9 protein-coding genes are annotated in these 10,037 nt (G+C 50.0%); 3 read left to right on the top strand and 6 right to left on the bottom strand.

The features are described from left to right. Window positions 1–341, top strand: a 341-nt coding sequence (locus tag J4G07_09415) for a hypothetical protein (protein ID MCE2414210.1), incomplete at its 5' end; no start/stop codon positions are given. A gap of 208 nt (window positions 342–549) precedes the next feature. Here J4G07_09415 and J4G07_09410 read toward each other — a convergent pair. Further along, entirely contained in the window at window positions 550–1,335 is a 786-nt protein-coding gene (locus J4G07_09410) for a prolipoprotein diacylglyceryl transferase (GenBank protein ID MCE2414209.1), read from the bottom strand. Between the two features lie 321 nt (window positions 1,336–1,656). Here J4G07_09410 and J4G07_09405 point away from each other — a divergent pair, with 321 nt between their 5' ends. Continuing rightward, window positions 1,657–2,037 (top strand): hypothetical protein, encoded by a 381-nt coding sequence (locus tag J4G07_09405; GenBank protein MCE2414208.1) that lies wholly within the window; start codon window positions 1,657–1,659, stop codon window positions 2,035–2,037. A 216-nt stretch (window positions 2,038–2,253) separates the two neighbouring features. After that, the gene (locus J4G07_09400; protein MCE2414207.1) at window positions 2,254–2,934 is read left to right on the top strand and encodes a polysaccharide deacetylase family protein; all 681 of its coding nucleotides are present in this window, start codon (window positions 2,254–2,256) and stop codon (window positions 2,932–2,934) included. A 47-nt stretch (window positions 2,935–2,981) separates the two neighbouring features. On the opposite strand, the gene J4G07_09395 is transcribed toward J4G07_09400, so the two are convergent. The 5 genes from J4G07_09395 to J4G07_09375 form a co-directional block, all read right to left on the bottom strand. Then, window positions 2,982–3,635 carry a DUF1326 domain-containing protein gene (locus J4G07_09395; protein MCE2414206.1) on the bottom strand — a complete coding sequence of 218 codons (654 nt, stop codon included), beginning with the start codon at window positions 3,633–3,635 and terminating at the stop codon, window positions 2,982–2,984. Between the two features lie 203 nt (window positions 3,636–3,838). Then, the gene (locus J4G07_09390) at window positions 3,839–4,687 is read right to left on the bottom strand and encodes an amidohydrolase family protein (protein MCE2414205.1); all 849 of its coding nucleotides are present in this window, start codon (window positions 4,685–4,687) and stop codon (window positions 3,839–3,841) included. 37 nt (window positions 4,688–4,724) lie between these two features. Continuing rightward, window positions 4,725–6,263: an ABC transporter ATP-binding protein gene (locus J4G07_09385; GenBank protein ID MCE2414204.1), complete on the bottom strand. Its 1,539-nt coding sequence runs from the start codon at window positions 6,261–6,263 to the stop codon at window positions 4,725–4,727. A 2-nt stretch (window positions 6,264–6,265) separates the two neighbouring features. Continuing rightward, on the bottom strand, window positions 6,266–7,243 hold the full coding sequence (locus J4G07_09380; protein ID MCE2414203.1) for a BMP family ABC transporter substrate-binding protein: 978 nt from the start codon (window positions 7,241–7,243) through the stop codon (window positions 6,266–6,268). A gap of 466 nt (window positions 7,244–7,709) precedes the next feature. Then, entirely contained in the window at window positions 7,710–9,806 is a 2,097-nt protein-coding gene (locus tag J4G07_09375) for a DUF5050 domain-containing protein (GenBank protein ID MCE2414202.1), read from the bottom strand. Window positions 9,807–10,037 lie beyond the last annotated feature (231 nt).

Raw genomic sequence — 10,037 nt, 5'->3', positions numbered from 1 at the left:
TCACCGTATCTTCAGCGAACGATGTTCCTCCGAGGGACCCGACAGTGTGGGAGGTTCAGGGGTCGAACGACGGCGAGGAGTTTACGACCATCTATGCTCACGACGGGAAAAGCTTTTGGGAGCAGCGACTGCAAGTCGTCCTTTTTGAGGCAGGTGAAGATTACGACGTTCAAAAGACCGGGTATCGCTTTTTTCGGCATGTTACTTTTGACACGGCATCGAACCCGGCTGGGGCGTACTTTCAAATTGGCGAAATTGAGTTCTTCGGCGATGATAGTTTTCCCGTAGAGCCTAAAGCCAAGCTCACAACCACATGGGGACGCCTCAAAAGCGTCCGATAAGCGCAAATATCAGACATTTTCTAAATCGGCTTGAACCCAGTAATAACTTGGCTTGAGCCGTTTTTCATATCCGCTTGAAACCGTATGGACTATACTGCAAAGACCCTTTATATGATTATGCCAAAAATCTTCATATTTCCTCCAGATGCTGATTGCCGCCTACCGTCGCTGGTGTCCCCTACGACTTCTGTTATGCTGATGTGGTTTTTCACGTGCGGCTGTCTCGCTGGCGAGGTTCCCGTACCTCGCCTTCCACTGAACGGGGATGGGTGAACATCCAGAGAATGAGCACGATCCCGAAAATAAACGCCCCAATACTGAAAAGTTGTGCTGCTGACATCCATCCGAGCACGCGCGGCGTGATCCGCCAAAACTCTGCGATAAACCGTTCCACGCCTAACAATACAAGACTCGCACCAAACACGACACCCGGAGTCCCCTCAAACTTACGACGCTGAGACCAGAGGATGCCAAAAAATGCCCACGACAGAAGCGTCTCGTATATAGGGGTCGGATGGACAGGGACATCGGTTGGAACAGTACCATTAGGAAACGCCAGCGCCCACGGGAGGTCGGAGGGCGGTCCATAGTCACCGTCCCCCGCGAGCAAACATCCGATCCTACCGATGCCGTATCCGAGGATAACCGTCGGACCGACGATGTCGATTGTCGGTAGGAATGGATTTGAAGAGCGAACGATCACAATAATAACAGCGAGACACCCACCGATGAACCCGCCATACCAGACTATCCCGCTCGTTGAAAAGAGCTCTTGAAAAGTGATCTGACCGTCGAGAAGGGCAGAATAGAGTTTCGCACCCACAATGCCACCGATTGCCGCAGCCATAACGATAGCTGAGGCAAGTTCCGGGGCGAAACCGCGTCGCTTCAATTCGGATTGTATCACAATACCAGATGTAATAAACGCAGTGAACAACATCAACCCGAAGGAGTGAATGCCGACGAAACCGAAATCAACAATCGTTGGATACATTAATATCTATTCTCCAATTTGAGTTTGATAATCAAAGTATGGTAGAAAGAGAACTACTTTGGTAGCATGAGGTAAACGAAAACTTGAACGAAAGGTTTTTTCACGATTTCTGCACTTTTTTCTGCTAAAACTGTGTCCTTAAGTTATAAAGAGGCGACCACCACACCGAAACGGTATACGCAGCAGGATGCGTGGTCCCCAGAAGTGTCGGCTGCGTCTCGGCACAGGAGTACCGAATTATCTAACAGGTTTCGGGATTGTCTTTCTGATCAGAGTCCCAAAACCGATAACTTCACGCATATCGCGGAGGTGCGAAAAATCGTGAGAAAAATATTGACTGCTCAATTTGAATTCGTCCAAGGTGTATTGACCGGTGCTTTCAGAATCGCTTGGTGCCCGCCCGCCGCCATCTCGAAGAAAGGCGAAGCGGCTATCCAACAGTACTTCGAGATCAAGCATAATGCGGCACCCGGAACCTATCGGTTTCTTGAACAGTGCCGGGCGTTGAAGGTCGAGGTGGAAATCCGATGGGTGGAAGGGATCAACAGGGCTTCAGATCAAACGGAAATCTTGCTCCCAGAAGACGCGCCTGACGCACTCAAACAGAGCTTGTACGACATCACACGCGCACAAGACCTCGATCGCAGAACGGCAGACGCTTACTATCAGACAGACCCATGGCAGCAGGAAGACGAGTTCTAAAGCCACCGGCAACCGACGGGAACACTGAACTGGATACCCGTGAGGATGCCACACCTAACGCAGTAAAGCCGAGACAGAATCCCGCGCCACGATTGCCGCGGGACTGCTCGCGATCCATATCGAAGTCCCGCGCAAAAATTATTTGACAAAAATAAAAATACCTGATATAATTAACACTGTAAAGTTAAATAACTCTGTGAACCAATGGGTAGAAATATGAAATTAATAATCGCTGCTGTGTCAGGGGTCGCATTGTTGTGGGTTTTCTTCAAACCGCCCTTCGGAGAGAATATTGTTCACCTGAACACACATCAACGGATCGTCGCGCTCACCTTTGATGATGGACCGAGTCCGTCTTATACCCATCAGTTGCTGGATGTCCTCGCCAAACATGATGTCAAAGCCACGTTTTTTATGATTGGGAATCGGGTTGAAAGGCATCCTGAAACGGTACGCCGCGTTATCGCTGAAGGACACCAGGTGGGTAATCATTCCTATAGCCATCCTGTACTGGGTTTGCTGCCGCCATCCTCTGTCCGGCGGGAAATTGAGCGGACGGATGCACTGCTTCGCCACATGGGTGTAAAGGGTGAGATTGTGTTTCGGGCACCTATCTTAACAAGATTTCTGCCGGTGGCGTGGGTGCTCGCGAAGCGGGACCGCGCACATGTGAGCGGTAATGTATGGAGTTGGGATTGGACAACACAGAACCCGGACAAAATTACCAAAACGGTGTTGCGGAAGGTAAAGCCGGGTTCTATTATCATCTTCCACGATGGAAAAGGCGTCTATGGGAACGCTACCCGTTTGGGAACCATAGCGGCAACAGATAGGATCATTACTGCGCTTAAACGAGACGGATACACGTTTGTGCGGGTATCGGACGTGCGCCATTAAAAGAGGGTCTGTAGCTACCCAACAGGTAACTACAGACATTCACTGCCTTAGATCGAGAAGTCGCCGACAAAGACGTTGTTTTCTGTGCCACTCTGCTGCCATGTCACTGGGAGGTGAGAATCCTTATAGCGATAGACTTCGGATTTACCGACAATGGCGTTCTGAATCGTTGTCAGCGGTTTGTACCAGATCTGATGCGGTTGTGTGCATCCGGCACACGGATAGCGGTTGGCAGAAAGTTTGAGAACTTCGCCAACGGTTACATCATATTTGGTGCCTTCTTTCGTGAATTCAATGGAAGCGGTTTGGGTCACGACGACTTCACCCAAAACACCAGCGTATTTCGTCGTGAGCAGATCGCTGAGTGCGGCGCGCTGTTCTGTCGTAGCACTCGGATCCATGTATAACACGCTCTTACGGGTCTTGGTCTCAATTGCCAAATTGTTTTTCGCACTTATAACAGCGACAACGGTTAAGTTCTTCAGCGAAACGTCGTTCCAAGTTCCACTCTGGATGTTCCAGACGGCGGTTGCCTCTCTGCCACCTTCAACGAATTCGGAACCATAGTGGCATGCACCCACATAGACACTCGCTGAACGGGCTTCAATGTATTCGCCTTGCACAGTCGGTGATTCCGTCGCAAGCGCGAAACCCGCTACGAAGGTCAACGCGAGTGTTGTCAAAACAAAGACGCTTTTCATATTGACTCTCCCTTTTGTTTTTAGATTCACCTCACTGGAACGCAATGTTAACACTGCGTCCATTCGACTTTAACCTTTATTATACCTTAAATAAATTTAAAAAGCAACTTTTTCTGTTATCTTTTCGTGCGGACGAGAATTAACAACACGATGATGACGCAGAGTATCAACACCCAGAACATAGGTACAGGACTGAGGTCGTGCTATCTTCCAGCTTCTGCTAATAGACGATGAAGTGTTCCACCTAAAATTTCCACTTTGTCTACCTCCGGGATAAATGGACAGTGCGTTCGGAACGCTTCAAGTGCGTGTTGATAGGTCATAAAATTACGGACAACCGGATAGTCGGACCCCCAACAGAGACGACCGGGACCGAAGTGTTCGTAGAGGGCACGCACAATCCAGTGTGTATCTGACTGTGGATAATCCCATGAAACCTGTGAGACATAAGCGAAACCGGACATCTTGATATGAATGTTCGGCACGTTCCCTGATGCAAGCACCTGCGTGAGCTGTGGATACGGATGCTCTTCACCGACACGTGCACCGCCCATGTGATGGCACAGAAACGGCACAGTAGGAAACTGCCCAGCGAGTTTTCGGAGGGGTTCGTGCTGATGGCTTCCCATGGCAATGCTGGCGATGAGTCCTAATTCGGCAGTTGTCTGGAAGAAACGTTGTCCCTCCTCAGAGAAGAACCAAGTCCCATCGTCATCACCCCTAAGGTAGTGCGTATAGCCTTTGAGGTTATAGACTTCGGCTGCAGTTTTCAACCGATCGGCTGCACCATCGGTGTGATATGTCTCTGTCCATGAGCAGTCTACATCGGCAAACTGGATGAGCCGCTCAGGATAACGTTCGACACATGCTGCGACGTAATCGTTATTTTCGGGGTTTCGATCAATGCGTGCACAGATAAGCACAGCCTTGTCGACATCGTGCAGATCCATTTCGTGGAGAAGTTGTTCAACTTTGCCCCGACTTTCGTCATCAGGAACGGGCGGTTGATAGGGCCACCGGGGCCATGCGTGGGTATGTGAATCAATGATCATTTTTTCTCCTAAGCGGAAGAACGTTGGTTTTTTGTGCCTACCTACTCGGATTTAAACCGAGCATCAGGGCACCCAACTCTTGTTTGTTTGTTTCTGCAGGCTTCACAATACCGACGATTTTGCCATCATACATCACTGCGATTCTGTCGCTAAGGTGAAGGAGTTCGTCTAATTCAGAGGAGACGAGTAAAACGGCTCTCGCACGGTTACGGGCATGAATAAGCCGTGTGTGGACGAATTCCGCGGCATGGATGTCTAAGCCTCGTGTTGGGTGCGCTGCAATGATAACTTCAGGACGCGCCTCTAATTCACGCGCGACAACAACCTTCTGCTGATTTCCACCGGAAAGGGTCCGAATTGGATCCGCGATATCTCCAACACGAATTTGGTACTTGTCGAGGGCATTCAGCGCATACCGTTGAATTGACTTTCGCTGAAGCAGCTCGTAACGACAGAACCGGCTGTGTTTATGATGTCCGATGATGAAGTTATCGTCAATTCGGTCATTTAGACTAATGCCGTGTCGATGCCTGTCGGCAGGGATATGTGCGATCCGCTCTCCGTTTAGCGTGAGGGTCCCGCTATCAATCTGCTGTAATCCGGTCAGGACCTGAACGAGTTCTGACTGTCCGTTCCCTTCGACACCTGCGATACCGACGATTTCACCCGGAAACACCTCAAGGTTAACTTCGTCGAGATGTCGTTTGTTGGACGCTCTATTTGTTAGTGCCTTTTTCCATCTGTGCCTTTTTGTGGTCCCAGAGCTTCCTGAAAGCGTGACGTTTTCCAAACGGAGCAGAGGTGTTGTATCTGTCGTCTGTTCTCGCGTCACAGAGGTAGGAATAACAGGTTCACCAAGCATCATTTCCGCCAACGCTGCCGAATCGGTGTCGTTGATCGGACAGGAGGCGACGGATTGCCCGCGTCGCATTACCGTGACGGTATCGGCGATTGCCATCACTTCATCGAGTTTGTGTGTGATGATAATGAGGCTTTTCCCTTCACTTTTGAGGTTGCGCATGCAATTAAAAAGCCCTTCGACCTCTTGCGGCGCGAGAACGGCTGTCGGTTCATCCATGATGAGAATGTCTGTGCCATGGTAGAGGACTTTCAGGATTTCCGTGTGTTGCTGTGTTCCAATCGGCAGGGATTCGACAGGTGTGTTCAATGGCACATTAAAACCGAGTTGCGCGGCGAGAGCGGCAATTTGCTCTCCTGCTTGTTGGTAATCGAGGAGCGCGCCAAGTTTGCGAGGTTCTTTGGCAAGGACGATGTTTTGGAGAGCCGTGAAGACCGGAATAAGCGTAAAGTGTTGCTGCACCATTCCGAAGCCGAGTTGCATCGCGCGCCGTGGCGAGGAGATAGTCACGGCGCGACCATCGACGAAAATCTCGCCTGCATTGGGTTGATACAGACCATAAAGGATTTTCATCAAGGTAGACTTGCCTGCCCCGTTTTCGCCAACAATCGCGTGGATCTCACCCCGATGGAGTGAGAAATCTACAGCGACGTTTGCCTGCACGTGTCCAAAATGCTTGCTGATCCCACGCATTTCGATAAGTGGTGTATACGCCATCTCTATTGCCGTTCATGTGGGACGACGATATCGCCCGCGATAATTTTTGCCTTAAATGCCTCGACCTGTTCCAGAATTTCGTCCGAGAGAAGGTCGCGATTGACCTCATCAACGATGTACTCAACGCCCCCCTCTTTAAGCCCATAATCTTTCAAACCGCCAGAGAAACTCCCTTCTTGGACACTCTTTATTGTCTCATAAACCGATATTTCCACCCCTTTGATGACACTCGTGAGCACCAAACCGGGGGCGAGGTTGTTCCCGTTGGAATCGACCCAGATGATAGACTTTTCTGTTGCCTTTGCTGCCTCAAGAACGCCGAGACCGCTCGCACCTGCAGCGGCGAGGATAATATCTATGCCACGACCGTATTGAGAGAGGGCGAGTTCTTTCGCTTTCGCTGGATCGTTGAATGCTTGTGGTGTAACACCTACGTAATCCGCGACCAGTTCAAGATCGGGATTTGTTGCTTTAATACCAGCACGATAGCCGATTTCAAAAGCCTCAACCAATGGCACCTTCATCCCTCCGATGAAACCTATCTGCTTTTCCTCTGTTTTTAATGCTGAAATGACACCGGCAAGAAATGTGCCTTCGTGTGCTCGGTAGGTGAGCGAGGCGACGTTGGGCTGTTCTATGACTGCGTCGATAAGCGCGAACTTGACATCTGGGAAATCGCTCGCGACACGATTCATCGGTTCTTGAAAAAGGAAACCGACACCGATGATGAGATCATATTTCAGTTTCGCGAGCCTGCGGAGCGTCAATTCGGTGTCTGTGCTGAGGCTTGGGGTGACTTCTGTGAGCTTGAACCCCCATTCGTCTTCCGCTTTTTTCGCGCCTGCGTAGGCAGCATCGCAGAACGAGAGATCGCCGCGCCCGGTCACATCATAGATAAGACCGACTTTTAGCACTGCCGGAGTTGCCTCTATCATAGCAAAGCAGGCGATAAAAAGTGTGATTAAGATCCTTATACGCAAAGTGTTTTCCTTTCTTATTTCGTAGTTTTATAATCGATGGTCCCTAAGTATATCTCAATACTATTTAGCATAAGTTCCATAAAGGGCATTGTAGCACAAACTGAATGAAGTTTAAACAAATATATCGGTCATCGTAGATTGTAAAATCTACCGTAGATAATGTCAGCTTGGGATATGCCCTCCGCATCGGATTATCAGAGGCATCCCACTATCTTTTGTAGCATAAACTGTTAGTTAGTGCAGAATGCTATCGTCCATTGATGGTGGACGCGACATTAACGGCTTTATCGAACTCGCGTTAAATATATTAGGCGAGGTATGGGAACCTCGCCTAATAGGATCTGAGATGGAAGTAGGGCATCATTTATTGAAGAAGATACTCGCTCATCCAACTCAACTTGCTCATCAGCGATACCCGGGAAGCTAATAAACATCAGCATCCCAGCTCTCATCAGGTCTTATGATACTATTTTAAGATAAGCATCTTTCGCAAGGCTGAAACGTTGTCCGCCCGGAGTTGATAGAAATAGATACCACTCGCTACCGGCTCACCAAGCACATTCCGACCGTCCCAATACGCCGCCCTGTCGCGACTCGTGTAGTAGCCAGCGGCTTGATGTCCGAGCTGCAACGTCCGCACCACAACACCTTGCGTATTGTAAATCGTGATTTGTACGTTCGTGTCGGTCGCTAACTCGTAAGGAATCCATGTTTCAGGGTTGAAGGGATTCGGATAGTTTGCCAAGAGCTGGGTCTTCTCAGGACGTGCCCCTGTGAGCAGACTATGGAGATACGCCAGGGTCCGCTGGACACCGAGTGACCTATCGTTCATTGCCCGCAATAGGTCAATCTGTTCTTGGATGCGGGCTATCTGGGTACCAGTCAGTTTCATACGGAATGCTGGAGCCGCTGCGGCCTCCGAAGTCTCTATGTTCTGGCTGACCGCCACGAGGTCTTGAATCGTCAGTTGACCATCATCAGTAACATCAAGTTCTCCCGGAGTCGCTGGCGGGTTTCCACTGCACAAGGCAGTAAACACTACCTCTACGTCCATGATATCGACCGTGCCGTCTCCGTTGACATCGTATTTCGAGACGGGTGTTGTGGGCTTGGGGGTCGTCGCAGGGGGCGACGCGGGTGTCGTAATGCTGTTGCTAATCACGATTTTGAACGGTTGCCCTAAACCGTCAACGACGTTTCGGATGTTGGAACCATCAAGGTTCGCACGCTGGATTCTGCCACGGGAGTTCATCCAATAGAGTTTACTTCCCGCAGTATCAACGGCAACGCTTAGCGGAGCCGCCAAGATCGAGGCGAGTTCTGTCGAACCTGTGCCATCGAGGTTCGCACTATTGATTGTGCCTGAACTGTCGCCAGTCGCCTCCGTCCAGTAGACTTTCCCACCTCCAATAGCAAGGGTGCAGCGAAACCCGTCTGTGGAGATATCGCGAATCACTTTTTGACCTTTGAGGTTCATAAACTGAACCCTCCCGTCCAGTCGGCTCCAATACACATTGCCATCTGCTACAGCGATATCTACCGGAAATGGCAGGTCTGTCACCACGTTTTGGACGTTGGAACCATCGAGGTTCGCACGCTGGATTCTGCCACGGGAGTTCGTCCAATAGAGTTTACTTTCCGCAGTGTCAACGGCAATGCTTATCGGGACCGCGGGGATCGAGATAACTCTTGTAACGCCCGAACCATCAAGGTTCGCACTATTGATTGTGCCGACACTCTCACCCGTCCCCTCCGTCCAATAGATTTTATTACCATTCGCGTCGACTGCGATGCTTAACGCATTATTCACATCCGGTGCGAATTTTTGGACATCTTCCCCGACGAGTGCATAGATCACGCCAGCGTCTACCCAATACATTGGAGGACGTTGTGCCGCGCCGATATGCACGGGCAGTGGGACTATCAGGCTATACGCTGCAGCATCTGCGAACCCGAAAAAGCCGCTCGTCGATCCAGTCCGCTCGTAAACAGCGACTAATAAGATATTTTTTCCCTTTTTCAAGGTAACGGGGAAAGACTCTTGGTAGTCGGTAGCCCCCCGATCAATGGGATTATTATGAATCATGACACCGTTGAGCCAGACTTTGACAGCATCATCACTCCCGACATACATCGTAGTATTTTGTTGTTGAGGCGAATCCAAGATGATAGAGCCGTAAACAACGTGATCATCTATATTGAAATCATTCGCCAAACCGATAGCCTTCACCATGTGCCTAATGTTATTCCCGCCAGTCGGAGCGAGTGTACCGAGAGTCCAGTCCCTGTCTCCAACTGCGCTGCGTGCGGTTACGCCGTTTGTAGCAATCTGTTGTTCTGTCACAGAGCCGCCGCTTGCTGATGCCAACCAGTCTATACCTGAGGCAGCGGCGAGTCCGCCTCCTGGGGACTCCGTCGGGACAATTATCCATAGCCACGGTCCCTCTATTTTCGGACCCGCCGCTGGAAATTTATTTGCAGCAGCCAAATCTTGTGCCTCAGCAACGGGAAGCCAATAATTCAGTGTTAGCGCAATAAGAAAAAATGTCCAAAATCTTTTCATCGTTTCAGTTCCTTATCCTTTCAGGAAAGTATGCTGTGCCACGGTTAACAAAGTGTTCCAGCGGTTTTCTGCCTTTTCAAATACGACTTGAAAGGGCCATATCCACACTAATGGAAAATGCCTATCAGAGTTTGCAAGGTTTTTGGAGTTGAAAGTGATAGGAGAGGAGAATAGCCTCTTGTCGGACCGTCCCGTATTGCAGGGACAGCAAAGGGGTGCGCGTTCTGCAAA

It is taken from the genome of Candidatus Poribacteria bacterium (genome assembly GCA_021295715.1).
In the GTDB taxonomy this organism is placed as follows: domain Bacteria; phylum Poribacteria; class WGA-4E; order WGA-4E; family WGA-3G; genus WGA-3G.
Note: the sequence above shows the minus strand (reverse complement) of the source record. Positions and strands in the feature narration are given on the sequence as shown.